This is a genomic window from Caballeronia sp. (genome assembly GCF_028292365.1).
In the GTDB taxonomy this organism is placed as follows: domain Bacteria; phylum Pseudomonadota; class Gammaproteobacteria; order Burkholderiales; family Burkholderiaceae; genus Caballeronia.
Genome location: NZ_JAQGMM010000639.1, coordinates 1 through 23,661 on the forward strand (window position 1 = coordinate 1; position 23,661 = coordinate 23,661).

Genomic DNA, 23,661 nt, shown 5'->3' on the forward strand with positions numbered 1-23,661 from the left:
CCATATGGGTATCGGAAGCGATGGTCGACTTGTATCGATACACGCCGGGGCAAAGGCTCAAGTTATCGATCGGCGCACACGGCGGGACATTCGTCGTAGCCGGCGTATGGCGTGATTACGCTCGGCAGACGGGCGCGATCCAGTTGCGGCTCCTTGACTACCGGCGCCTCACGGGAGACACAGGCGCCACCGATGCGGCGATCACCGTCGACCCAGGCGCAAGCGTGGAAGGCGTCATCGCGAACCTGCGCAAATTGCCCTTCGGCGCCGCGATGCAGTTCGCTGAACCCGGCGACATCCGCGCGCGGACGCTGACCATTTTCGATCGGAGCTTCGCGGTGACCTACCTGCTGGAAGCGGTGGCCATTGTGTTCGGACTGTTCGGCGTCGCGGCAACGTTCTCGGCGCAGACGCTTGCCCGTGCGCGCGAGTTCGGCATGTTGCGGCATGTCGGCGTAACGCGTCATCAGGTGCTCGAGATCCTCGGGGCGGAAGCCGGCATGCTGACTGCGCTCGGCATTGCCATGGGCTTTATCCTGGGCTGGGCAATCAGTCTGATCCTGGTCTTTGTGGTTAATCCACAGTCGTTCCACTGGAGCATGTCGATGCATATTCCATGGCATGTGGTGAGCACGGTGGCCCTCGTCATGCTGATCTCGTCATGTGCAACAGCGGTGGTCGCGGGACGCAAGGCGGTGTCTCTCGATGCCGTGCGCGCGGTGAAGGAGGACTGGTAATGCGTGGTCCTCGACGATACTTAAAGGCGTGGCGATGGGCCTTGATGGCATGCGCTTGCTGCGTGATCAGCACACCTGCCATGGCGATGGAATTCGCTGCGGTCACAGAAGATCATCCGCTTGTTTTCCCGCAAGACGCGGGCGCGCATCCGGCCTTTCGTACCGAGTGGTGGTACGCAACGGGATGGCTCAATCAACCGGATGGCAAGCCGCTCGGTTTCCAGATCACGTTCTTTCGCTCGGCTACAGGGCACGATCCCGCGGACCCGGGTGCGTTCGCGCCGACGCAGTTGATCATCGCTCATGCGGCGCTTAGCGATCCTTCACTGGGTCGGCTTGTTCACGATCAGAAGATTGCGCGTCAGGGCTTTGGTCTTGCTTATGCGAAGACCGACAACACCGACGTCAAGCTAGACGCCTGGCAACTCGTGCGTGCAGCCGATGGTCACTACACCGTCACAGTGAATGCCGCCGATTTCACGCTGAACCTGTCGCTCGCGCCGACTCAGGAACCGCTGCTGCAGGGCAAAAATGGGTACTCGCGAAAAGGTCCGCTGGCGGCGCAAGCGAGTTACTACTACAGCGAACCGCAACTGCGCGTGAGCGGCAAGGTCACACGCGCTTCCAACGCGAACGGCAAGGCCGGCCTGAGCACGACAGTGACCGGCTCGGCGTGGCTGGATCACGAATGGTCAAGCACGGTGCTTAGTAGCGATGCCACGGGATGGGATTGGCTAGGCGCCAATTTGTCGGACGGATCGGCGTTGATGGCTTTCAAGGTGCGCGGACAAAACGGCGGGACAGTCTGGTCACACGCAACGCTTCGCGATGCCAGCGGGCATGTGAGCGCATTCGATGGGGACCAGGTCGATTTCACGCCGCGCAGGACATGGCGCTCGCCACGCACGGGAACTTCCTATCCGGTATCAGAGACGGTCAGGACTGGCGGGCTTACGTGGCAGCTCGATCCATTGATGGAAGATCAGGAGCTCGACTCCAGCCAGTCGACCGGCGCGGTGTATTGGGAGGGAGCGGTACGCGTGAGTCGTGACGGTAAAACCTTAGGTCACGGTTATCTGGAACTGACGGGATATGGGAAGGCGCTGAAGCTGGAACGATAATCACGCTCATCGCACGGCGTAGTGCGTCCAAAAAAATGTGACAAGAGCATGACGTTGCGCAGACCTGACGGTCTGCGTGATCATGCTGGCACGCCTGATTTCCTTGCGATACAACAACCCGTCGCACAGGCGTGCCAGCCGTCGCCGCGAAGGCGACGCGAAGCTTAGCCCTTCAAGCTGTCCGGCACCTTCCCGCCATTGGCTGCGAGCTGTGCCATCACAGCTTTGTGCAACCAGATGTTCATTGATGCGGAATCGTTGGTATCGCCCGAATAGTGCAACTCACCTGCCAGCTCCTTGCGGGCAGAGAGGCTGCTGTCGAGGCCAAGCAATTTCATCAGGTCAACAATCGATGTCCTCCAGTTCAATTGCTCCGACGTATTCGCCTGCATGGCAGTCAGGACTGCTTCGACATCCACTGGTTCTGCTGCAGCCGCAGCCGGTGCTGCGGCTGCAGCAGGCGCCGTGGTTGGGTCTGCCGCAGGGGGCGCCGCAGGCGCTGTAACAGCGGGGTGGCTTGAAGGGAAAATCTTGCTCAAGATCGTGCCAAAAATGCTCATGATGTTTATCCCTTGGTCGACGTAGTCAACGACGTTGTAAAGCAGCGCGTTCGCCGCTTCGTGAAGCCGCCGTGCAAGACACGTTCCCGAAACATTTGATGCTATGTCGCAAGTCCGGCGCACGGCGTCCAAAGACATTGTAGGCGATCGATTATCTCGAAAATGCCCTGACATGGAGAAGCGGCAGCGCGAACAGGATACTGTTCCCACAACGCGCGTATAACTCTGCATTCGTTTCCATTAAATGCGCAACGTTGGACGATCATTCTTGCGCCCAGGGAAACGAAGTTCATTCATGCGATCATTCGCTCACTGCATTCGCCCACGGCATTTGTCCACCCCTACCCCATGCTCCGCCATGACAACAAAACGCCAGGTTGACTCCGCTCGCTTCGTACACGGCTCGACCTTGCGGCATGTCGTGGTCATGGCAGGAACCGGGGCGATTGGATTGATGGCCGTGTTCGCGGTCGATCTGGCGAATCTCTTCTATGTATCGCTGCTCGGCGATACGTCGGTTGCCGCGGCCGTCGGGTTCGCCGGGACCATCAACTTCTTCCACACCGCCATTTCCATCGGCATGACCATAGGCGTCAGCGCAACGGTCGCGCGGCTGCTCGGTGCGGGCCAGCGGACCAAAGCGCGGCAAGTGGCATCGGCGAGTCTCGTGCTCATGATCCTCATCACGATCGTACTGAGCGCCGCCACGCTGCTCTTTCTCGACCCGATTCTCAACGCGCTCGGCGCGGCCGGCGAAACGCGCGTGCTGACCCGCGGCTTCCTGTTGATCACCGCGCCCACATACGTGTTCCTCGCTATCGGCATGTGCACGGCCGCGCTGATGCGTTCTGTCGGCGATGCCCACCGGGCAATGAGCGTCACGCTGACCGCGGCAGTCGTGACTGCGATCCTCGACCCCATCCTGATCTTCGGTTTTCATCTCGGGCTGACGGGTGCGGCCATATCCAACGATATCGCGCGTGTCGCGCTTGCGCTTGTTGGCCTCTATGGCGCGACCCGGGTCAACGATCTCATTGCCCCCGTCCGCTTTGCACGCTTGTGGTCCAACAGTCAGCCGGTCATGAAGGTCGCCCTGCCCGCCGTGCTGACCAACCTCGCCACGCCCGTCGCCAGCGCATACGTCACCCATGCCATGGCGCGTTTCGGTGCTGCCGCCGTGGCGGGGCAAGCCACCATCGACCGCATCACGCCCGTGGCCTTCGCGATGATTTACGCGCTGACCGGCGCGGTCGGCCCGATCATCGCCCAGAACCTTGGCGCGGGTCGCGCGGACCGGATTCGCGAAACGGTTCGCAACAGCCTGGTGTTCGTACTGCTGACGGTTGCAATTGCGTGGATCGTGCTGGCGCTCGCTCAGGGTGGCCTGATCCGCGCGTTCTCGGCCCGTGGCGACACTGCCGTCATTATCACGGCGTTCTGTTCGTGGCTGGTGGCGAGCTATGCGTTCGTCGGCTGCCAGTTCGTGGCAAATGCGACCTTCAACAATCTTGATCGGCCGTTGCTGTCGACCCTGTTTAATTGGGGGCGCGCGACCATCGGCACGATACCGTTCGTCGCGGTCGGGATGCGCAATGGACCGGTCGGCGTGATGATCGGACAGGCCGCCGGTAACGCAATCTTCGGCACAATGGCCATGCTGGTTGCATACGTCGTGGTCAAGCGCTTGCCAATGGGCGATTGCGCCGCGCTGGCGAGCAAAGGCAGCAACCGGCTTGAACAGTCATCAGTCAATGTCCCTGCCGCGGCCGTGGGAAATACCATGGCGCCGGACGTGGAGTTAAAGGAACTGCCGGTGCAAGGCAGCTAGAGCGGGTTAGATCTTGACTAGACCCTGGTTCGTCCCTGGTTCGTCCCTTAGCCGCTTGTGTCATCTAAGCCGCTTGGAGTTTCTTCCATTGGTTATCACGCCCTATTTTCTTAGCGAATTCAGCCAAGTTCAGTGCGCCTGATTGTTCGTTTTGAGTGGATTAACAATTCCCCTCTATCGGTACAATATTTCGATAGTGCGCGCATATACTCCATTCCATCGACGCAGCGCACCAATCAGCAAGACCGCTGCGTAGCCCATGAATGAAGTACCAATACGCATCGGAGCACATCATGAACAAGACCCTTATTGCATCGTTGTTAGTCGCCGTATCCGCCGCCTTTGCAGCACCCGCATTTGCCAGCAGCGGTTATGGCCCGGCGCCCTCCTACAACCCGCAAGTCGGCGCACCCTCGTCACAACGCGGCCAAAGCGCGCAAACCATCGCAGCAGAAAATGCGGCGAACAACCCTGACGCAAGGGCTTACGGTGGCGTGCGAAGCACCACGACCCAATCCGGTGAACGGGATCAGGCTAACGACACACGTTCGCTCTTCTCGCATAACTGATCAACGTTGAAGCTTAAGACGGCGCAGGAAGCCAATGCCCGGCGAACTCAGGTTCGCCGGGCATTGGTGCTTGTGGAGATTACGATCTTGGTGACATGCTTGACATGCAAAGATGTGGACGCAGGCTAGAGCACTTTGATGCATAGTTAATAGATGACGGCCTAACCCACGCCGCCGTTACCGTCCACTACGAAGGAAGATCCTCATGTCAGAGCAAGCGCAATTCGAACTCTTCGCGTTCTGGCGCTCGTCCGCCGCGTTTCGCGTACGTGTCGCCCTAAGTTTGAAGGGCCTGAGCGCGCACGAACAAAACATCGACCTTGACGCAGGCGAGCAACGCAGCGCCGAATTCCTGAAGATCAGTCCGCTAGGGTCCATTCCCGCGTTGGTTTCAGAAGGGCACGAACCGCTGACACAATCGCTGGCTATCCTCGAATTCCTCGACGAATTGCAGCCTTCTCCACCGCTATTGCCGACTGATCTATACGGTCGTGCACGAGTGCGCTCCATTGCATCCATGTGTGCAGCCGATACCCATCCGATGGTCGTGCCGCGCGTGAAAAAGTATCTTCAGACAACGGGTGGATTCGACGATACCGCGTGGCGTGCATGGCAAATCAAGTGGCTCGGCACGGGCTTGGCCGCTGTCGAAGAGCGCCTGGCGGGCGCACCGGAAACGGGCAAGTTCTGTCATGGCGATGAACCCACCATGGCGGATATTTGCCTCGCGAGTATTGTCGCGGTGACGCGCGTCTTCAAGATCGCGATCCCTGATGTGCCGACTATCGACCGGATCATGGCCGCATGTGACCAGCATCCGGCATTCATGAAGGCCGATCCCAAGCGGCAAGCCGGAGCGCCGAAGTAAAGCGCAAGTGGCAAGGTGCGATTGTCAACGAACATCGCACCTTTTCTTTCAATATCCCGCGCCGCGGGTTGCCGCTTGTCCGGTCATTGCACCGGCCTTGTCCGCATACGCTTCAGCCACGGACGCAATGATGCCGATAGCTTCCTGAACCTGCGCTTTCGTGATGTTCAGATACGGAATTGCGCGCACGCCATCGGTACCGGAAGGCAGTACGTACAGGCCCTTCTCGTATAAGCGTTCGACAAACTCACCCGCAGGCAAGGACGTCACCGCGAACCTGACGATATTCGTTTCAACCGTACTCACATCGATCTCGATACCCGGCAGCGAAGCAATTCCTTCTGCGAGCAGACGGGCGTTTTCATGATCTTCAATCAGTCGCGCCCGGTTGTTTTGCAGCGCATAAAGCGCACCGGCCGCGATGATCCCGGCCTGTCTGAAACCACCGCCAATCTGCTGCTTGAAGCGTCTCGCCCGCGTGATGAATTCGCGTGATCCCGCCAGCGCCGATCCAACAGGCGCACCCAGTCCCTTGGAAAAGCAGACGCTGACGCTGTCGAAATGCCGGGCGTATTCGCTCTCCGCAATACCTGTCGTGGCCGTGGCATGCCAAAGCCGTGCGCCATCCAGATGCAGCTTCACATGAACGGGTTCCTGGCACTCGTATCACTTCTCCCGCGCATCACGCACGGAAACGCCGTGCAGATTCCCGCCGACCGACTACATGAATAATCGGCGCCAAGACGAATCGGTGAAACACCTAACCACGAACGCTCAGACTTGTTTCGGCGAAATCTCGCAAACGGGCCGCTTCAATGGCCATCGTTTCGTTGGTGAGATCCAGAAAGGCCTTCACCAGCGGGTTCGGATGCTGTAACTGAGGGCAAACCGTGAAGCCGCGAAACATCACGTCCGGCGAGAACGGCCGGAACACAATGCGCGCGGGATTGGTATCGGACGTGGCCAGCGGATTCACCACGCCCACACCCAGGCCACGCGCGACCATCGCGCAAATAGTGGCGCCGTAAGGCGTTTCAATCGCCGGCACCTGGTTCACGCCGGCTTGCCGCAACGCGCGATCGAGCGACGAGCGGGTATCGTCGGCGTAGGACGGCAGGATGAGCGTCTGATCCCTCAAGTCACGCGCATGAATGCGCTTGCGCGTGGTGAGCGGATGTTGAGCGGGCAGCGCGCAGACGCCCGCCAGCCGATACAACTCCGCGCTGGTCACGCCGAACGCATCGGGCGTCGTAGTGGCAAAACCGACATCGCAATATGCCGACGATGCCCAGCGCTGAATCGTGCCCTCGCTGCGCATTTCCAGCGACACCGCGATGCGCGGATACGCCGCGAGGAAGCGCTCGATCACAAGGGGTACGAAAGATAGTGCCAGCACCGGCGCCGCCACCAGGCGCAACCTGCCACTGCCGAACTGGCGGATTTCCCGCGCTGAATGACCGAGCTTCTCGAGTCCCACGAAACTGCGGTCCACCTCGCGATAGAAGGCCGTGCCCGCGTCGGTGGCCTGGATTCGCCCGCCATTGCGTGTGAAAAGCGCCAGGCCCGTGGACGCCTCCAGCTCCGCAATCAGGCGGCTGACGCTAGGCTGCGACGTGCCGAGTTCTTCGGCCGCTGCAGTCATCGATCCCCGCAGCATCACCAGCCTGAACGCTTCAATTTGCCTCTGGTTCATGTATGCCTCTCTCCCCGATTTGCTCAGTCCACAGGGAAGCTTGTCATATCAAAAATGAATAGAAGACCTTTTTGGCCGTATTTGACCGGATGACGGAAGCGCTTCTAGACTGGTTGCAACTAGTCACTCCCAGCAAACCATGCGAGCCGACGCACTGCTTTTCCACGATGACTTTCGCATCGCCCCGTATTGGTGGGACGCCGCGCCACCCGAAACGTCGCGCGTCGCGCTGCCGTCAAGCGTGGATCTGGTGATCGTGGGAAGCGGCTATTGCGGGTTATCGGCTGCGGCAGAAGCGGCTCGGCAAGGGCAATCCGTCGCTGTGCTGGATGCCGCCGAGATCGGCGCGGGCGGCAGCACGCGCAGCGGCGGCATGGTGTCGAGCGGACAAAAGCTGGCGCTGACCGACGCCATTCGCGGGGTATCGGCGGAGAGGCTTGGCCGCTTGATGTCGGAATCCTCGGCGAGTTTCGACTATCTCAAGCACCTGATAGCCAGCGAATCGCTTGACGCAGACCTGCAGATAACCGGCCGCTTTTTTGGTGCGTTCACCCCCGGGCACTTCGAGCGCTTACGTCAGCAAGGTGAGCTGCTGCGCGAGAAAACCGGGGTGACGGTGCACGTGGTGACGCGTGCGGAGCAACGCGCCGTGGTGGGATCGGACTACTACTACGGCGGCATTCTCGTGGATGAATACGGCGGCCTGCATACGGCGAAATATCATCGTGCGCTACGCGAGCTTGCGCGGCGTTGCGGTGCGAGCCTGCATTCGCACGCGGCAGTGGAACGGATTGAACGGACCGGCGAGCGCTTCGCTGTCCATACAGCGCGCGGCAAGATTGATGCAAAGCAGGTGCTGGTCGCGACCAACGGTTATACAGGGAACCTGCTGCCATTTTTCTCACGTCGCGTGCTGCCGGTGGCGAGTTATCAGATCGCCACGGAACCGCTGCCGCCGGGACTCATGGATGTCTTGAATCCGGGTCGCCGCATGATCAGCGACTCGAAGCGCAACTTGTTCTATACGCGTCCTTCGCCCGACGGCACGCGCATGTTGTTCGGCTCGCGGCCATCATTTCGCGAAGTCGGTGAACGCGAGGCCGCGCGAATCCTGCACAAGAAGATGGTGCAGCTCTGGCCCGCCTTGCGCGACGTGCGTATCACGCATGCATGGAAGGGCTACGTTGCGATGACCGGCGACAAGCTCGCGCATATTGGCCAGCGCGATGGCGTGTTTTACGCACTCGGCTGCAACGGCAATGGCGTCGCGTTGATGAGTTACCTCGGGCAGCGCATTGCACGAACACTACTACATCTCGATGCCGCGCCCGGCGCATTCGGCGAAGGTTCGTTCCCGTTGAGTCCGGGCGGCATGGCGCGCAACTTGAGCGTGCCGGTGGGCGCCGTGCTGTATCAGCTCGACGATTGCTGGAACGGACGCGTGCGCGGCGCGTTGTCCTGACGTTCGTGTTTTAAGCCTGTTTTAAGCCCGATAGTGACGCTGCATCGACCCGTCGTATTTTCATTTCATCGCTGGTTTTCCCTGGAGCAACATCATGCGGTTTCGACACTTTCTCAGTCTTGTTTCCCTCGTCGCTTCCTTCTCGTTGATGGCCGCTACCAGCGCCTATGCCGACGACATCGGCACGCTAGCGCCGGGCAAGCTGATGGCAGGCGTGGATGCTAACAACAAGCCTTACTCCTACATCGATAACGGCAAGATGACCGGCTTCGACGTGGAGTTGCTGCGCGCGATTGGTGCGAAGCTGGGATTGAGCGTCGACTTCCGTGCGCAAGATTTCAGCGGTCTGCTGCCGAGTGTGTCGAACCAGCAGATCGATCTCGCCGCCGGATCGATCTCGATCACGACGGACCGGCTCAAGATGGTCGATTTCTCCGAGGGTTATCTGACTGGGCTGCTTAGCGTAGCGACCTTGCCCGATAGCGCGATCACGAGCGACAAGGCGTCGGTCAAGGACAAGCGCATTGGCGTAGTGCAAGGTACCATTGAAGACACGTATTCGGACAGCTACTTGCCGGGCGCGCAGATCGTGCGCTTCCCTAACGTGAACGCGGGTTTCCTCTCCCTGCGCTCGAAATATATCGATGGTTTCTTCATCGATAAATCGCTCGTCGACGGTCTGCAAAGCAAGTACCCGCAGTTGAATCTTGCCGACCGGCTGGATATTTCGGCGATCAATCTGCCGGCTGGATTTCCGATACGCAAAGGCAACGCGAAGCTCGAGGCGGCGGTCAACAAGACGCTTAACGAGCTGGTGGCGGACGGCACCTGGATGAAGCTCTATACGCAGTTTCATCCAGGTTATCCGAAGCCCGCCAGCCTGCCACCCTACGTAATGAAAACCGGTAGCTGAATTTTCGCCGACATGATCCGGAGAGCGCCATGAACGCATTCCTGCAGAACTTCCTCGACTGGCAGTTGCTCACGGGATCGCTGCCTTCGCTGCTCGAAACCGGGCTCGTCAACACGCTCGTGCTGTCGCTGTTCTCGACCCTGCTCGGGATCATCGCGGGTATGGTCCTGGCGCTGATGGCGGTGTCGCATATGCGCTGGCTCGAAGTGCCTGCGCGAGTGTTCGTGGAGGTTTTTCGCGGTCTGCCGGCGGCGCTCGTGATCCTGCTGGTCGGGCAAGGACTGGCGCCGGTCGGGCTCGCGGTGTTCGGTCCGAACCCGTATCCGCTTGCCATCGTGGCGCTCGGGCTGATTTCATCGGCGTATATAGCGGAGATATTTCGTTCGGGCATTCAGAGCGTGGGCAAAGGGCAACTCTCCGCATGTCAGGCGCTCGGTATGACCTACTGGACTGCCATGCGTCACGTGGTTGTGCCGCAAGGCATCCGGCGCATTTTGCCGGCGCTGGCTAACCAGTTCATTTCGATTGTGAAGGACTCAAGTCTCGTTTATTTTCTCGGGCTCCTGACTTCGCAACGGGACTTGTTCACGATCGGGCAGAACACATCGGTGAATACGGCCAACCTTTCTCCGCTGGTTGCCGCCGGGCTCGTCTACTTGCTGATTACCGTGCCGCTCACGCACGCGATCAATCATATCGACCGCTGGACCAACCGGCATTCGAATCCGCGATACGGCACAAGTACGGCCACCACCCGCAGGCAACTCAAACGTCAAGCGGCAGCGGCACGTGCGGGCATGGCCGAACAACACAACTAAAGGCGGGGAAAAACCACTTTATGGGACCACCAGTCGAGACCGTCACCAACGACACCACCCTGCCGGACGAAGTGGATGTCGTGGTGGTCGGTGGCGGGATTATTGGCGTGAGTACGGCGTTGTATCTAAGCGATAAAGGCCTGCGCGTCGCCGTATGCGAGAAGGGTTATATAGCGGGCGAACAATCCAGCCGCAACTGGGGCTGGGTGCGCGTCACGCATCGCGACATGCGCGAGTTCGAACTGAGTATGGAAAGCCTGAAGCTGTGGCGCACGCTTGATCAAAGGCTTGGCATCGATACCGGCTTCAGGCAATGCGGCATCCTGTACATGGCTAACGACGACGCGAAGATGGAAGGGCATCGCGTATGGCTTGAAAAAGCGCGCGCCTTAGCCGGCAATGATGCGTTCGATACCCGAGAAGTCGATCCCAAGACCGTGGCCGACTTGCTGCCCGGTGCAACGAAATCTTTCAAGGGCGGCTTGTATACCCCCGGCGACGGCCGGGCGGAACCGCAGAAAGCCGCACCGGCCATAGCCAATGCGTTGCGCAAACGCGGCGTGAAAATCCTGACACCCTGCGCGGTACGCGGGATAGAAACAAGCGCCGGACGCGTCAGCGCGGTTGTGACCGAACTGGGAACAATCCGCTGCAAGAGCGTAGTGGTTGCGGGCGGCGCGTGGTCGCGGCTCTTCTGCGGGAACCTGGATGTCAACGTGCCGCAGTTGATGGTGAAGGCTTCCGTGTTGCGGACATCGCCTATTGAAGGCGGTCCAGCGGTCAGCGCCAGCAATAAGGAGTTCGCATTCCGCAAGCGCGCGGACGGCGGTTATACGATTGCGTTCGGCTTTCGCACTTACACGGATATCACGCCTGACAGCTTCCGCCTATTGCCCCAATATATTCCAGCGCTCAAGAGTCAGATGGGCGCGTTGCGGATTGGATTGGGCGCGCGTTTCTTCGATGAACTGCGTCGTCCGCGTCATTGGGCGCTTGATCAGCGGACGGCCTTCGAGGACGTTCGCACGCTCGACCCCGAGCCTATTTCCGCTTATACCGATGCCGGCCTGCGTGAGTTCGTGAAGGTCTTTCCGCACATGAGCGGTGCGCGTATTGCGCAGCGTTGGGCGGGTCTCATGGACGTGACGCCGGATGCCATTCCCGTGATATCGGGCGTTGAAAGCGTACCAGGGCTGTTCATTGGCACAGGGTTTTCAGGGCATGGATTCGGCATTGGTCCGGCCGCGGGAAAACTGATGGCGGACCTGGTCACCAACGACACACCACTCGTCGATCCACACATGTTCCGGCTAAGCCGTTTCAGTGACGGCACGAAGATTGTTATCGACGCGGGCTTTTAAGCAAGGATCTGGACCATGAACAAGGTAGCGATGATTTCCGGTGCGAATCGCGGCATCGGCCTGGCGGTGGCGACGGAATTGCATCGACGAGGTTATCGGCTGTCGCTCGGCATGCGTGACCCTTCGTCGTTGCCCATTCCCTTCGATGCATTCACGTTCGCGTATGAAGCACGCGATCCGCTAAGCGGGCAACGATGGGTGGACGCGACCGTCGAGCATTTTGGCCGCGTCGACGTGCTGATCAACAACGCGGGAATCTGCACGCACATCACGCTTGAGGACGGCACGAGCGAGCAACTCGAGGAAACGCTCGATATCAACGTGAAGGCGCCCTTCCGCCTGATCCAGGCCGCGTTGCCGCATCTGCGCAAACCCGGCGATGCACGCGTCGTGCACATTGCGTCGCTATCGGGCAAGCGTGTGAAAAACCTGAACGCGGGTTACCAGATGTCGAAGCATGCGGTGATCGCCTTGAATCATGCCGTGCGGCGAGCCGGCTGGGATGACGGCATCCGCGCGACTGCGATCTGTCCCGGGTTCGTAAATACCGACATGGCGGCGGGTATAGCCGACCTCGAACCTCAGGCGATGACCCAGCCGGAGGATCTGGCCTTGCTCATCGCGAACACTATTGCGATGCCGAATACGGCGAGCGTCGCGGAGATCCTCGTGAATTGCCGGCACGAGGACTTGTTCTAACCTCTGGACGTTGTCTTACGATCCCTTCTTTACGATTGCGGATAACGCACATTCCATTGCTTGAGCGCCCTTGTTTCGCGATCGAAACCAAGCACGCTGACCGACGCGGTATCGAGCAGCAAATGCGCGCCGAGCGCCGCTGAATCGTTCATCCAGCAAGCGCCAAGTACACGCAGGAAATGCGCGTGCGAAAACAGCGCGATGCGCCCTTTCGTGGCAAGCAGCCTCTCGATCAGAGACTCAGCGCGCGCCTGGATATCTTCTACATTTTCGCCTTCAGGTATCGGCGAAGTCCACACGGCCCAGTCAGGATCTTCAGCGCGAATATCGTGCGTCTTGCGGCCTTCATAGATACCGTAATTCCATTCGCTCAGGCGCGGCTCTTCTTCTGCCTGAGCACCCAGGCCCGCCTCGGCGCAGGTGTCGCGAGCGCGAGACATCGGGCTGCATAACACGAGATCAAAGGGCTGCGCGGCGAGCACCGGCCGGAGCGTTCGCGCCTGTTCGCGCCCGTGTTCCGTCAGCGGAATATCGGTGCGGCCCGTGTGCTGGCCGGACAGGCTCCATTCGGTTTCGCCGTGACGGATCAGCCAGATTTCAGGTTGATTCACGTGGTTCTCGATAGTGGTAGCGTTCATGGGCGTTGGCAGGATGAGGGTCGGAATTCAGCGTTCAGCTTAAGTGGCTTATGTGGCTAAGCTGCTTAAGGCTGAAACGAGCGGGACATGCTTGGGGCGAAGCCCCAATTCTACGGGGCTATCGACAAATTTTCAGAGCAGATCCCGCTTGGCCAGCCTGATCGATCGCGAGCGGCTTCGGCCAAACACGGCCGCCTTCAAATCGATTCGAAGCGGTCAGCCCTGAACGGGGTGACATCGACGAACGGTTCTTCCCCCGTCATCATGGACGCGATCAGCCGGCCCGTAACTGCACCGAGCGTCAACCCGTGATGCGCGTGTCCGAACGCGAACCACATGCTCTTGTGACGCGGCGCGGGACCAATGATCGGCATCATGTCGGGCGTACACGGACGCCGGCCCATCCACGGCTCGTCATCTATCCGCTCGCCGAGGGGGAACAGCGTACGGGCTACAGGTTCGGCGCGCATCAGTTGCACAGGCGTCTTCGGCGCGTCGCGATCCGCCAGTTCAACACCTGTTGTCAGTCGAATGCCGCGCGCCATTGGTGCGAGCAGGAAACCGTTGTCCACATCGAGTACGGGATGGTTCAGCACCGTCCCGGGTTGTGGTGCGTAATGCATGTGATAGCCGCGCTTGACCGCCAACGGCAGCCGGTAGCCCAACGCCGACGTCACATCTTTCGCCCAAGGCCCTAACGCAATCACCGCCGTCGATGCGCTGACCGGACCGTCTTGCGTCGTCACGCGCCAACCGTCGCCTTCAGCTTCCAGCGAGGTTGCATCGCCAGTCAGGAAGCGCCCGCCCAAGCGCTCGAAGTACGCGGCATAACCCGCGACCAGCGCGCCTGGATCGGTGACCGACACGGCATCCGTGTAATGCACACCGCCCACTAGCGAGCGGTCGAGATGCGGCTCGGCAAGTTGCAACGTCGCCGGATCGAGGAGCTTGTGTTGCACGCCATACTCGCGATGCCACCGCTCGGCGTCGCGCAACTCGTCATCCCGAGAATTCTCGCTGTGGAATACCTTGATCCAGCCCGTTGGCCGTAACAACGACTCAACGCCGGCTTCCTGCGCGAGGATCTCGTGCTCGGTCACGCAATGTTCGATCAGCGTAGCGTACTGACGCGCGATAGCGGCATGGCGCGCGGGTTCGGAATTGCGCCAGTACGCCCACAGGAAGGGCGCGAGTGCGGGCAATGCGTCGCGATGGTAATGAACGTCGATGGACGAGTTGCGCGCGTAGTGCATCAGCGTGCCAATGTCGCGAGGAAGCGCATAGGGATAGACTCCCTCGCGCTGCAACAACCCTGCGTTGCCGAACGAAGTTTCGAGTCCGGGATGCCTGCGGTCCACTAGCGCGACCGAGCGGCCGCGCTTTTGCAAATGAATGGCGATCGATACACCCACGATACCCGCGCCCAGCACGACTGTGTCGAACTTCATGCGTCGAATCTCTCCTCTACGTCCAGTGTGTTCGCGGCGGTGAGTGGTGGACGGGTATTCCCCACTCACCGTTCACCGCCCCAGAAACTTCCAGACGTAGATCATACGCGCGCGCTTCCCAGGCTTTCGGAATAAGGTCTCGTTCCGGCACATTACGCCGGGGCCTACACCGCGGGCTTAGCTTCAGCTTCAGTTTTAACCTTAGCGAAGCGCAGGAGCGCCCCATGGCGCGCCGATCGTGCCGCCATCGACCACGATCTCGGCCGCCGTGATCCCGGATGCAGCGTCCGACGCAAGGAACGCCACCGCCGCCGCGACTTCTTCAGCGGCAGCGAAGCGGCCCATTGGAATAGCCGGCGACAACGCTTCTTCCGTGCCGTCGATCGTCGCGCCCGTACGCGCACCGCGGGTCCAGATCGGCGTGCGTGTGCCGCCCGGGATCACCGTGTTCACGCGAATGCCGCGTTGCACAAGCTCGCCGGCGAACACCTTCGCCATGCCGGTGATACCTGCCTTGGACGCCGAATAAGCCGCTGTCCCTGCTCTGCCAAGCTCACGCATGACCGAACCATTAAGGACGATCGATCCTCCCGCCGACATCAACGGCACTGCCGCCTGAACCGTGAGAAATACCCCCGTCAGATTGGTACGAAGAATTGCCTCGAACGCAGCAGCGGTGGTGCCGCCCAATGGCGTTGGCCCTGAAATTCCCGCGTTGGCAAACACGATACCAAGCGAACCGTAAGCGTCGCCAACTTGCTTGATCACCGAATCGATTGCAGCGGGATCGTCCAGATCCGCCTGAATGCCGAGCGCGTTTGCACCCAGTTCCGACACTGCCTCGTCGAGCTTCGCGCGGTCGCGCCCCGTGATTGCCACGCGAGCCCCTTCGCTAATCAACAACTTCGCTGTCGCAAAACCGATACCGCTATTCCCGCCCGTAATCAGAGCAGTTTTGTCAGTGAATCGCATGGGTCCTTCTCCTGTGTTGGTCGCCGTCCGGTCGCGGCTGAACGAATGCATCGCTAAATGATGCGCCATCAATCTGAATGTTGAACATAATCCACAAATTCAGTATTATCCTCATCATGCAGATTGTCAAGCGAGGATTGCGATGGGATTTTCACAGGCACAGAAGGCGGAGAGCAGGCAACGTGTGCTGGACGTAGCCGCGCGGCAGATTCGCGAGCACGGCCTGGAGGCGCTTGGCGTCGCCGATTGCATGCGCAGCGCGGGGCTGACACACGGCGCGTTCTATGGGCATTTTTCATCACGCGATGCGTTGATCGTCGCCGCGCTGGAACAGGCCATGACGCGGGGAGAGACACGCGTGATGTCACGCGCGACCGATGCGGCGGAACATGCAAAGACACCGTTCAAAGCGATCGCCGACGCCTACCTGCACCCCGCTCACGCGGAGAATCCAGGCACGGGATGCGCACTATGTGCACTTGCCGGCGACGCGGTGCATGCAAACGCGGACGTGAAAGCGCTCTACACCACGTACTTGCGGCGGCTTGCAGATCAGTTGACGCAAGCAGCGCGAGGCGGAAATGGAAACGGAGATGAAGCGCTGGGACTAGGCGTGGCGGCCACGATCGTGGGTGCGATCACACTGGCGCGCGCAGTGGACGATCCCGAACTGGCGCTGTCAATTCTCACCGCCGCGCATGCGCTCGTGATGACGCAGGAGGCACTGCCCAGCAATGGGCCAGCGTGAACGACGGCGCATGTGAGTGCAGGTTCAATAGTTCTCAGCGAACTCACGGGTGCAGAATCGATGCAGCTGTTGCAATAACTCGGAGCCTTGCAAAGTCAGACGCGGTGTAGGCCGGCCGATCGTGCTCGCGTCGATGCTGACGAGGTGCTCGTGCTCGAGACTCGCCACATCGGAACATTGAGGTTCCACCTGTGACGGCGAGTGCTGGATCAAGAGCAGTGTCGACAACTCGTGAGGGCTGAGCATGGGAATCTCCTTGCATGAATGAATCGCAACGGTTTGCGTTGATGCATCCTAGAGATCCAAGTCGACATTCACGCTACAGCCATTTTTCACGGCATTACGCGGTTACATTCTCGCAATGAGCAAGTGCCCGGGCAGTGCGTAACCGTTGCCGACAGAAACTTCCCGTTGCAATTGCAAGGTCAACCGAATCTGGCTCAAGTCTTTCAGCGGGTAAGGCAAACTCTGCAAAGGAGTTGTCCTGCTTAGTAAAGTCCCGGAATCAGTCGCGACGTACGGGAACGATAAGCATCGTATTCGGCCCCGAACTGCGTGCGCAGCAGCGTTTCTTCCGAACGAATGCGTGCGACGAGCGGCACAATAGTAAGTACCGTGAGCAATACGCCGACCCCGGAACGAAACGTAAGAGCCCATCCCAGCGAATTGACGAGCAGGCCCAGATAGCTCGGATGGCGAATGACGCTGTACATGCCGGTCGTAACCAGCGCATGACCGGGCTGAATGGCAACGAGCCCGCTGAACCGGTGGCCAAGCACAAAAACGGGCCAGATCCGCAGCACGCCACCGGCGATGAACAAGGCCACGCCTAGCCAGCGGAGGTTGTCACCGTCAAGTATCCAGAATCCGTGGCGGTCCGTATAGGCCGGCAGATACGCTTGCAGGAGTCCAACTATGACCAGGGCTGCGATAACCCAGCGGTTATCGCGGTCCTCGCGCTCACCTGAGCTCAAGTTGACGCGGCTGAAGATCGTCACGCCCGACATCACCAGCGTTGCGATAGCGACAACAGTCAGCGCCGGGTGCGAGAAGAAAGCAGCGAAGCCACCCCATCCAAGGACCGCGAGTCCGAGATAGAGCAGAATCCCCATCACGGTTGCAAAGGCGAGCTTGGGTGTGGGCGTCATGGCTGTCTCGCTGGGTTGAACGCTCGTGCTAGTTTAGGACGCTAATCAAGAACCGACTGGATTGAATATCGTTAAGCAGAACCTGTCCTGTCGCAAGTTTGCGGTGTCACGCCAGGTCCAAACGGGATCATCTGCTCGTTGCAACGCGGCCCCCTACCCTTATCTTTCCTTCGGCGCAAGAAACGCGAATCACGCAAGGGTTATCCAGATTCCGCCCTTGATACAGCGTTATATCCGCATTCAACCTGACGCTCAGTGCGCCAGCCGCGACGCCGGTAGCAGCGTCTTCCAGCGTCACATCGAGATGGTTGAAATTGCGGCCTGCATACTCGTTCTGACCTGCGTCCATTCGCGTGTAAACGAAGCAACCATTGACGCCATTCGCTCGGCCCCACTCCGTGATGCCGTCCAGATCCGGGCGCAGGGAATACAGGACATCTTCGCTAGCCACTTCCACGAGAAGCTTAGGGCTGCCTATGGAATCCACCTCAGGCGACGACATGATCACGCCCGGATCGCAGCGCAATAACTTTGCTGCGTCGGCAATGGAAACATTGGGGAAAACTGCCTGCTGTATGTCGACCGATACGAAGATAGTGTCGCCGGCTCTATCGAACGCCAGCGCTTGCTGTTTCATGCTCGACGTCAGCAACAAAACACCATCCTGCGGCCCACTCTTCCAGATATGGTCGGCAGCAGCCAGCGACGCGTGGAGACACAAAGGGCTCCGTGCATGCGGGTAGTAAAAATCCAGCGCGAGCGGACCGTATGCAGGACCATCTGCGTCGACAAAGACACACGCGTGAGCATGTTGCTCGATGGTGAATTGCTGCCGGTCTTCTGGCGACCAGCCCGAGAGTTCAGGACCCGAGACAACCACAGCATCGTTACCATTCATTGCAGTTGCTCCAAAGCATCTATATCGCTCGATGTTCATTGAATCACCTCGAATTATGGATTGTCGTCATAGTACGGTCATGGTCTGGTTAAAGCCAAGCACGCCCGTCATGAGCCTCAAGCGAACACCTCACGCGATAACAAACGCCCCATAAATTTCGACGTAAAGCCGCCGTCAGGTAAGCTTCGCTTGACCGACGCTCCGCAGGCAAATCCATGTCCTCCGTCTCCGCATTCAAGCTTATCCTGCTCTCGCTAATCGTGATGATCGGCTTGCAGTTGCTAGCCAAGCGTCTTAAGTTGCCGCCCGCTGCCGCGCTATTGATTGGCGGTATTGCCATGGCTTTCGTGCCAGGTCTTCCTCCCGTTCACCTGGACCCGGACCTGATGATTGTCGTATTCCTGCCGCCACTCCTCATGGACGGCGCCTACTTCTCTGTTTGGGAACAGCTCAAACGCAATCTCGGCGCCATCCTGCTGCTAGCTATCGGTGCGGTTGCGTTCACCACACTTGCGGTCGGCGTGGTTGCACATTTGATTGTTCCCGGCCTGCCTTGGGCGGTCTGCTTCGCACTCGGCGCTATTGTGTCGCCGCCCGATGCCATTGCGGCCAAGGCCGTGCTCGAACGCGTCGCGCTGCCCGCCAGGCTGATGGCAATCCTCGAGGGCGAAAGCCTGCTCAACGATGCCGCCGGCCTCGTCCTGGTTCGTTTCGCCGTGGCGGCAGCGCTCACCGGAACATTCAGCATTGAACATGCTGCTGCAAGCTTCGCCCTGCTCGGCCTGGGCGGCGTGGTAGTCGGCGCCGTTGTTGGCTGCGTGATCGTGCAGATCGTCCGCTGCCTCGCTGACGACTATCTCATCATCACCGTCAGCGTATTGACGGGATGGATCAGCTACATTGTCGGCGAAATGCTTGGCGTCTCGGGCGTCATTGCGACCGTGATGGCCGGCTTGACCCTGGGCTGGTATCAACACGAAGTCTTGAGCGCCACTGTTCGCATGCGCGGCACGGCGTTCTGGCAAGTCATTATCTTCCTTCTCGAAGCGCTCGTATTCATCCTGATCGGGCTCTCGCTTCGCGGTGTCATCGCCCGGTCAGGGGGGGCCGATGATGCACTCATGACGCTCGCGCCAGCCGTGGCGGCTGTGCTTGGCGCGGTGGTTTTGTCGCGCTTCGTGTGGGTCTTCGCTACCGAGTTTTTCAACGCGTCGTGGCAGCGGTTAACCGGCCACCGGAACGTGACACTGGATTGGCGAACCGCGACCATAACGAGTTGGGCAGGCATGCGCGGCGTGGTCACCCTCGCGGTTGCGTTGTCGCTTCCAGAAACCTTGCCCGGGCGGGACTTGATCCTTGTCGCTTCGTTTGCCGTCATCCTGGTGACCGTGTTGCTACAAGGCACCACCATTGGCCTTCTCATCGAATGGATCAATCCTGATCGCAGCCCGGATGCCGGCGATCAACATCTGAGCGAGCCACAAGCTTGGGCAAGACTGGAGGCGGCGCAACTCGCTGCTATTGAACCCCTTGTGCACGACAGCGAGGGGAACGTGATCCATCCGCGGCTGCTCGAGCAATACACCTACCGTGCAACGCTCACCAAAGAGTATGGAGACCGGACAGACTTTCCGCATGAGCAGCGTGTCACGCATTACGATGTTGTCCTGGCCGCTATCGCTGCAGGGCGCAAGGAGTTACTCCGTATGCATCGCTCCGGCGCCATTCACGACGAGATGCTGCATATCCTCGAACATGACCTGGACTTGCAAGAGGTGTCCGCCCGGCACGCGCGCGGCTGACACGCACGCGGCTGAGAGGGTGGGATACAACCATGAGCGAACTGTCGAGAGAGCCTGGGTTGGTACAATCGGGACAAGCTCCTCGTCCCTCTTCCCTTCTTCACACAATGTCCGAAACAAACTGGTTGTCCGAACCCAGCACCGCGTCCAAACGCATCCTCTTCGCGCGCCATGGCGAATATCCGTGCAACGTCCGCGGCGTTTGCAACAGTAATCCGCGCACCGGCTTTTACCTGACCGAGAAGGGCGAAGCGCAGGCCAAGGCCTTGGGCGAACGCCTGAAGGACGAAAAAATCGAGCTGATTGTGACCTCGGAATTTCTACGTGCGCGGCAAACGGCATGGTTGGCCAACAAGGTATTGAACGTCCCGCAAGTCGTTAATCGGCTAGCCAACGAAAACCGGGTGGGTGCCGAATTTGAAGGAAAGCATGGCGACGATTTCCAGCGATCCATTGCCCACGCACCGGCTACCACCGCTACGCCCGACGGAGAACCCTTCACGGGAATGCTCGCGCGTGTCCAGGCACTTATTGCCGATCTGAAACTGAGCAGCCCGCAAACCGTGCTGGTTGTCGCACACGGCTGGACGCTTCAGGCTGTGCGCGTCATCCTGAATGAAATCCGTCCGGATGACGCCGCCCGATGCGTGGACATGCCGTCCAATTGCGAAATTGTTGAAGGATGGTTTTAGCATCCGGCAAGTCACTTGAATGCGTAGGCAATGCCAACGCCATAAGTGATTTGATTCCGGTTTCCGCGCTGCGTGACGATCGGGCTGTCGGCCGCCGATCCTGATATCCGCTGGTAGTAAATCATTGCTCCACCGAACCAGTGCTTGTCGATCTGGTAGATCGCGGCAAGCCACCCGGTCATCTGTTCAAGTCCGCCGGAAGGGCTGAACGCAGGCAGGCCGCTGCGCGCGGAATCCTCCTCCGTGACGCCGTAGTACACCTGGTTAAATCCCTGGCTCACCCAGCTCGCGCCCACGCCGGCGCCTACAAAAATGCGCCGCTGCACGGGCAACCAGAGGCTGCCGTTCATCGACACCCGTGCTCCCGTATACACGATTCCCGCGTTGGTCATGACCGTCACGGAGCCCCGCAGGCGATACGGAAAAGCGCCCTCGTGATCGTACTCGTAGCCTAGGAACCCGCCCGCTTCTGCGGTCGTATGCACGTCGTGGACCTGGGAAACGACCGGATCGTCAACATGGTTTCGACCCAGGCGAAGTTCTACAGCCGGACCGTATTGCAGTCCTGTCACTCCCCCAAGATCGAACTGGGCATAAGGTCCGTATAGCTCGAACAGCCGCCCGCCATCAGTGACGTAACGTACTCCAGGCACAGCGCCGACAAAGCGGTCCTTAGCACCGGCATAGTCCGTCGTAGACCCAAGGCCACCACCGACCATGCTTGGCAGCTCGCCCGGAACGTCGAAGGCCGCTGCCCGGCTTCCCTGAGTGATCAGACAGCACGTTGCCAGCAAAACGGCGTGCAGGCATGCTTGGGTCGAGTGGTTTTTCATTAGCCAGCCATTGGAATGGGAGTGCCGTGAATGCAGGTTCAAATCCAGGCTCAAGTCTTAGCGCCAGGCGCTGCCAACTTGAACGTAGAACGCGTTTTGGCCGGGGCCACGTGCAATATCGATACCCATCGTTAAACCGAGTTTGCGGGCGATCAGGTAGCGAAAACCAGTGCCGAAACCATAGGCTGTCGGCGCATCCGAAAATGAGTGAAGGTTGCCGTACGCTTTGCCGGCACCTCCAAAACCGAGCACATACCAGCGCGGCGCCAGGTTCCATCTAAGCTCGACTTCGCCTGTCAGTTGATTCCGGTCTTGATACTTCGCGTCGGACACGCCTCGTAGCGAGACGTAGGGCTGCGCAAAGAACGGGATATTGCCCTGCGAGAATCCGGTGTCGGCGCGCATCCCGAGCACCCACGATGAAGCGAGCGGTATCCAGTGGTAGCCCTTCGCGGTTTCCATCTGGAAATTTGAAGAGCTGCCTAGCCCGCCTCTGGCGATTTCCGCTTCGAGCTCCGCATAAGTTCCTTTGCCCGGGAAAAAGAAATTGTCACGGGTGTCGTAGTCAATGACGACACCACCCTTTGCAACACGCTGCTCGTTCTTGAAGCTGACCAGTCCATTCGGCAGAGTGGCGTCGAACCTTGTGTTGGAATCCAGGAACGTATAGCGAGGGCCGACGTACCAGGGGCTATTGCCCAAGCGAAACAAGACCTGCTGAACAACGGCCACACCACTTAGCTGATACGCGTGCGATCCGCCTTCCGAACCGTAGTAGTTCAGATGCAGGTTGATTTTTCCAACAATGCCGAGATAGCGAATCCGGTCGTCGTCCCAGGTGTGAAAATGCATCAGTCCGACACCCCAGCTATGCGTACCGGTAGCGAAACCGCCCACGCCCGTGATGTTGGGAGGTGCTGCGCTCTTGACCTCGCTCTGCGGTGCATCGGGATCATGCTTGGGCATGGTGAAGTAAAGCAGGCCCAGGCCGAGCCCGTAGCCAACCGCAGGTTCCGTAACAATAGTGGGTACCGGCAGGACTCCGCGATGCGACAGCAGCATATCGCTTAAGTCGAACATGCCGTCTTCGGCGTCTGTAAATCTGCCTTCGGCATGCGCGACATTGGTGAGTGGCGCAGTGAGCACAACGCAGCTTAGTAACAGTAACGGCCCTACCCTTCGTCGTAATTCAAGTGCAGCGCTTAAGTCTCGCTTGCATAATTTCATCAACACGAATCCTGTCATGCAAGGTTTAGCGCATCGCTCGCCCAGGCGAATGCCCGTTTATCAACGCTATTGAGAGGCTGTGTCGGTGCCCGCCAATAATTTAGCAACTCGAACCGTTCCGGTGCTGCGGTTCGAATACGGATTCTGAAAGAGTGGAAACAAGGTCGACCGATATCAGAAACTCAAACGGAACGCAATCATGGTTCGAGCCGCTGCATGAGGATGATTGAGATGGCAGTGCTTGAGCAAGCCTGGATTCGGCCCCTGGCTTTAAGCAGATCCTGGCAAGGACGTGTGCCCGGATAGTGGGCGCGCAATATGTCGCTGAGAAAGAAGCTATCCAGGAGCCGTGCCTAGCCCCGGTTTGCCGGCGAAAGCGCCCGCGGGTCCAGCGGGTTCGCGTTGAAATCGCAGCGCTGCTGCGCCAGTTGCGCGACCTGACTGCTCGGTGAATAAGCATGCTCGGCTCTATGGAGCGCCACGTAATGGACCGGCGGAAGAGCGGGTTTTGTTTTGATAATCTTCAGGATACCCGCCGTAACCATATAGTTGAGACATGTCTTCGGCAGGTAACTCACGCCCATTCCTGAGACCGTTAGCCCGATCTGAGCGACGAGGTTGTTCGC

Annotated in this window: 24 protein-coding genes and 1 pseudogene; 13 read left to right on the forward strand and 12 right to left on the reverse strand. The window is 59.5% G+C overall.

Annotation, left to right across the window (positions count from 1 at the left end):
* On the forward strand, positions 1-737 hold a 737-nt coding region (locus JWR14_RS36925; protein WP_299719466.1), incomplete at its 5' end, for an ABC transporter permease.
* An 80-nt stretch (positions 738-817) separates the two neighbouring features.
* The gene (locus tag JWR14_RS36930; protein WP_366144631.1) at positions 818-1,858 is read left to right on the forward strand and encodes a lipocalin-like domain-containing protein; all 1,041 of its coding nucleotides are present in this window, start codon (positions 818-820) and stop codon (positions 1,856-1,858) included.
* Between the two features lie 164 nt (positions 1,859-2,022).
* Here the strand turns inward: JWR14_RS36930 and JWR14_RS36935 are convergent, their stop codons facing one another.
* The gene (locus JWR14_RS36935) at positions 2,023-2,418 is read right to left on the reverse strand and encodes a DUF3597 domain-containing protein (protein ID WP_299719468.1); all 396 of its coding nucleotides are present in this window, start codon (positions 2,416-2,418) and stop codon (positions 2,023-2,025) included.
* Positions 2,419-2,776: 358 nt separating this feature from the next.
* On the opposite strand from JWR14_RS36935, the gene JWR14_RS36940 reads away from it, so the two are divergent.
* The 3 genes from JWR14_RS36940 (at position 2,777) to maiA (ending at position 5,683) form a co-directional block, all read left to right on the forward strand.
* Positions 2,777-4,246, forward strand: coding sequence for an MATE family efflux transporter (locus tag JWR14_RS36940; RefSeq protein WP_299719470.1), 1,470 nt, complete (start codon positions 2,777-2,779; stop codon positions 4,244-4,246).
* 293 nt (positions 4,247-4,539) lie between these two features.
* Positions 4,540-4,815: a hypothetical protein gene (locus JWR14_RS36945; protein WP_299719472.1), complete on the forward strand. Its 276-nt coding sequence runs from the start codon at positions 4,540-4,542 to the stop codon at positions 4,813-4,815.
* A 205-nt stretch (positions 4,816-5,020) separates the two neighbouring features.
* The gene (maiA, locus tag JWR14_RS36950; protein ID WP_299719474.1) at positions 5,021-5,683 is read left to right on the forward strand and encodes a maleylacetoacetate isomerase; all 663 of its coding nucleotides are present in this window, start codon (positions 5,021-5,023) and stop codon (positions 5,681-5,683) included.
* Between the two features lie 48 nt (positions 5,684-5,731).
* On the opposite strand, the gene JWR14_RS36955 is transcribed toward maiA, so the two are convergent.
* Both JWR14_RS36955 and JWR14_RS36960 read right to left on the reverse strand, forming a co-directional pair.
* The gene (locus tag JWR14_RS36955) at positions 5,732-6,325 is read right to left on the reverse strand and encodes a beta-eliminating lyase-related protein (protein WP_299719476.1); all 594 of its coding nucleotides are present in this window, start codon (positions 6,323-6,325) and stop codon (positions 5,732-5,734) included.
* Positions 6,326-6,443: 118 nt separating this feature from the next.
* On the reverse strand, positions 6,444-7,376 hold the full coding sequence (locus tag JWR14_RS36960; RefSeq protein WP_299719478.1) for a LysR substrate-binding domain-containing protein: 933 nt from the start codon (positions 7,374-7,376) through the stop codon (positions 6,444-6,446).
* A gap of 139 nt (positions 7,377-7,515) precedes the next feature.
* Here JWR14_RS36960 and JWR14_RS36965 point away from each other — a divergent pair, with 139 nt between their 5' ends.
* The 5 genes from JWR14_RS36965 (at position 7,516) to JWR14_RS36985 (ending at position 12,629) form a co-directional block, all read left to right on the forward strand.
* Positions 7,516-8,838, forward strand: a complete 1,323-nt coding sequence (locus JWR14_RS36965; RefSeq protein ID WP_299719480.1) for an FAD-binding oxidoreductase — start codon at positions 7,516-7,518, stop codon at positions 8,836-8,838.
* 94 nt (positions 8,839-8,932) lie between these two features.
* Positions 8,933-9,751 (forward strand): ABC transporter substrate-binding protein, encoded by an 819-nt coding sequence (locus JWR14_RS36970; protein ID WP_299719482.1) that lies wholly within the window; start codon positions 8,933-8,935, stop codon positions 9,749-9,751.
* A gap of 29 nt (positions 9,752-9,780) precedes the next feature.
* Entirely contained in the window at positions 9,781-10,569 is a 789-nt protein-coding gene (locus tag JWR14_RS36975; protein ID WP_299719484.1) for an amino acid ABC transporter permease, read from the forward strand.
* Positions 10,570-10,589: 20 nt separating this feature from the next.
* Positions 10,590-11,930, forward strand: a complete 1,341-nt coding sequence (locus JWR14_RS36980) for an FAD-binding oxidoreductase (RefSeq protein WP_299719486.1) — start codon at positions 10,590-10,592, stop codon at positions 11,928-11,930.
* 15 nt (positions 11,931-11,945) lie between these two features.
* The gene (locus JWR14_RS36985) at positions 11,946-12,629 is read left to right on the forward strand and encodes an SDR family NAD(P)-dependent oxidoreductase (protein ID WP_299719488.1); all 684 of its coding nucleotides are present in this window, start codon (positions 11,946-11,948) and stop codon (positions 12,627-12,629) included.
* A 29-nt stretch (positions 12,630-12,658) separates the two neighbouring features.
* Here JWR14_RS36985 and JWR14_RS36990 read toward each other — a convergent pair whose 3' ends face one another.
* The 3 genes from JWR14_RS36990 to JWR14_RS37000 all read right to left on the reverse strand — a co-directional run bounded on the left by JWR14_RS36990 (position 12,659) and on the right by JWR14_RS37000 (position 15,687).
* On the reverse strand, positions 12,659-13,267 hold the full coding sequence (locus tag JWR14_RS36990) for a histidine phosphatase family protein (RefSeq protein ID WP_299719490.1): 609 nt from the start codon (positions 13,265-13,267) through the stop codon (positions 12,659-12,661).
* A 197-nt stretch (positions 13,268-13,464) separates the two neighbouring features.
* Positions 13,465-14,715 carry an FAD-binding oxidoreductase gene (locus tag JWR14_RS36995; RefSeq protein WP_299719492.1) on the reverse strand — a complete coding sequence of 417 codons (1,251 nt, stop codon included), beginning with the start codon at positions 14,713-14,715 and terminating at the stop codon, positions 13,465-13,467.
* 201 nt (positions 14,716-14,916) lie between these two features.
* Positions 14,917-15,687 (reverse strand): SDR family oxidoreductase, encoded by a 771-nt coding sequence (locus tag JWR14_RS37000; RefSeq protein WP_299719494.1) that lies wholly within the window; start codon positions 15,685-15,687, stop codon positions 14,917-14,919.
* A gap of 142 nt (positions 15,688-15,829) precedes the next feature.
* Here JWR14_RS37000 and JWR14_RS37005 point away from each other — a divergent pair, with 142 nt between their 5' ends.
* Entirely contained in the window at positions 15,830-16,435 is a 606-nt protein-coding gene (locus JWR14_RS37005; RefSeq protein WP_299719496.1) for a TetR/AcrR family transcriptional regulator, read from the forward strand.
* A gap of 24 nt (positions 16,436-16,459) precedes the next feature.
* Here JWR14_RS37005 and JWR14_RS37010 read toward each other — a convergent pair whose 3' ends face one another.
* From JWR14_RS37010 to JWR14_RS37020, 3 genes are all read right to left on the reverse strand, one after another.
* Positions 16,460-16,681, reverse strand: coding sequence for a hypothetical protein (locus JWR14_RS37010; RefSeq protein ID WP_299719498.1), 222 nt, complete (start codon positions 16,679-16,681; stop codon positions 16,460-16,462).
* A gap of 242 nt (positions 16,682-16,923) precedes the next feature.
* A complete protein-coding gene (locus JWR14_RS37015) occupies positions 16,924-17,583 on the reverse strand; it encodes an isoprenylcysteine carboxylmethyltransferase family protein (RefSeq protein WP_299719500.1) in 660 nt (219 codons plus the stop codon).
* Positions 17,584-17,710: 127 nt separating this feature from the next.
* Complete coding sequence (locus JWR14_RS37020; protein ID WP_299719503.1) at positions 17,711-18,520, reverse strand: PhzF family phenazine biosynthesis protein; 810 nt, start codon at positions 18,518-18,520, stop codon at positions 17,711-17,713.
* A gap of 176 nt (positions 18,521-18,696) precedes the next feature.
* On the opposite strand from JWR14_RS37020, the gene JWR14_RS37025 reads away from it, so the two are divergent.
* Entirely contained in the window at positions 18,697-20,283 is a 1,587-nt protein-coding gene (locus tag JWR14_RS37025; RefSeq protein WP_299719506.1) for a Na+/H+ antiporter, read from the forward strand.
* 125 nt (positions 20,284-20,408) lie between these two features.
* A complete protein-coding gene (locus JWR14_RS37030; protein WP_299719508.1) occupies positions 20,409-20,975 on the forward strand; it encodes a histidine phosphatase family protein in 567 nt (188 codons plus the stop codon).
* An 11-nt stretch (positions 20,976-20,986) separates the two neighbouring features.
* Here the strand turns inward: JWR14_RS37030 and JWR14_RS37035 are convergent, their stop codons facing one another.
* From JWR14_RS37035 to JWR14_RS37045, 3 genes and pseudogenes are all read right to left on the reverse strand, one after another.
* Complete coding sequence (locus tag JWR14_RS37035; protein ID WP_299719510.1) at positions 20,987-21,808, reverse strand: MipA/OmpV family protein; 822 nt, start codon at positions 21,806-21,808, stop codon at positions 20,987-20,989.
* A 57-nt stretch (positions 21,809-21,865) separates the two neighbouring features.
* A complete protein-coding gene (locus JWR14_RS37040) occupies positions 21,866-22,888 on the reverse strand; it encodes a BamA/TamA family outer membrane protein (RefSeq protein WP_299719512.1) in 1,023 nt (340 codons plus the stop codon).
* A gap of 500 nt (positions 22,889-23,388) precedes the next feature.
* Positions 23,389-23,661: pseudogene (locus JWR14_RS37045) on the reverse strand (LysR family transcriptional regulator); the annotation flags it as partial.

What these genes read in the sequence shown, in the direction of transcription:
- JWR14_RS37010 (WP_299719498.1), bottom strand. Translation starts at nt 16,681, where the DNA reads ATGCTCAGCCCTCACGAGTTGTCGACACTGCTCTTGATCCAGCACTCG.
- JWR14_RS36970 (WP_299719482.1), top strand. Translation starts at nt 8,933, where the DNA reads ATGCGGTTTCGACACTTTCTCAGTCTTGTTTCCCTCGTCGCTTCCTTC.
- JWR14_RS36930 (WP_366144631.1), top strand. Translation starts at nt 818, where the DNA reads ATGGCGATGGAATTCGCTGCGGTCACAGAAGATCATCCGCTTGTTTTC.
- maiA (WP_299719474.1), top strand. Translation starts at nt 5,021, where the DNA reads ATGTCAGAGCAAGCGCAATTCGAACTCTTCGCGTTCTGGCGCTCGTCC.
- JWR14_RS36980 (WP_299719486.1), top strand. Translation starts at nt 10,590, where the DNA reads ATGGGACCACCAGTCGAGACCGTCACCAACGACACCACCCTGCCGGAC.
- JWR14_RS36935 (WP_299719468.1), bottom strand. Translation starts at nt 2,418, where the DNA reads ATGAGCATTTTTGGCACGATCTTGAGCAAGATTTTCCCTTCAAGCCAC.
- JWR14_RS37015 (WP_299719500.1), bottom strand. Translation starts at nt 17,583, where the DNA reads ATGACGCCCACACCCAAGCTCGCCTTTGCAACCGTGATGGGGATTCTG.
- JWR14_RS37005 (WP_299719496.1), top strand. Translation starts at nt 15,830, where the DNA reads ATGGGATTTTCACAGGCACAGAAGGCGGAGAGCAGGCAACGTGTGCTG.
- JWR14_RS36975 (WP_299719484.1), top strand. Translation starts at nt 9,781, where the DNA reads ATGAACGCATTCCTGCAGAACTTCCTCGACTGGCAGTTGCTCACGGGA.
- JWR14_RS36995 (WP_299719492.1), bottom strand. Translation starts at nt 14,715, where the DNA reads ATGAAGTTCGACACAGTCGTGCTGGGCGCGGGTATCGTGGGTGTATCG.
- JWR14_RS37035 (WP_299719510.1), bottom strand. Translation starts at nt 21,808, where the DNA reads ATGAAAAACCACTCGACCCAAGCATGCCTGCACGCCGTTTTGCTGGCA.
- JWR14_RS36940 (WP_299719470.1), top strand. Translation starts at nt 2,777, where the DNA reads ATGACAACAAAACGCCAGGTTGACTCCGCTCGCTTCGTACACGGCTCG.
- JWR14_RS36990 (WP_299719490.1), bottom strand. Translation starts at nt 13,267, where the DNA reads ATGAACGCTACCACTATCGAGAACCACGTGAATCAACCTGAAATCTGG.
- JWR14_RS36960 (WP_299719478.1), bottom strand. Translation starts at nt 7,376, where the DNA reads ATGAACCAGAGGCAAATTGAAGCGTTCAGGCTGGTGATGCTGCGGGGA.
- JWR14_RS36965 (WP_299719480.1), top strand. Translation starts at nt 7,516, where the DNA reads ATGCGAGCCGACGCACTGCTTTTCCACGATGACTTTCGCATCGCCCCG.
- JWR14_RS37040 (WP_299719512.1), bottom strand. Translation starts at nt 22,888, where the DNA reads ATGTTCGACTTAAGCGATATGCTGCTGTCGCATCGCGGAGTCCTGCCG.
- JWR14_RS37000 (WP_299719494.1), bottom strand. Translation starts at nt 15,687, where the DNA reads ATGCGATTCACTGACAAAACTGCTCTGATTACGGGCGGGAATAGCGGT.
- JWR14_RS36945 (WP_299719472.1), top strand. Translation starts at nt 4,540, where the DNA reads ATGAACAAGACCCTTATTGCATCGTTGTTAGTCGCCGTATCCGCCGCC.
- JWR14_RS37020 (WP_299719503.1), bottom strand. Translation starts at nt 18,520, where the DNA reads ATGAACATCGAGCGATATAGATGCTTTGGAGCAACTGCAATGAATGGT.
- JWR14_RS36985 (WP_299719488.1), top strand. Translation starts at nt 11,946, where the DNA reads ATGAACAAGGTAGCGATGATTTCCGGTGCGAATCGCGGCATCGGCCTG.
- JWR14_RS37025 (WP_299719506.1), top strand. Translation starts at nt 18,697, where the DNA reads ATGTCCTCCGTCTCCGCATTCAAGCTTATCCTGCTCTCGCTAATCGTG.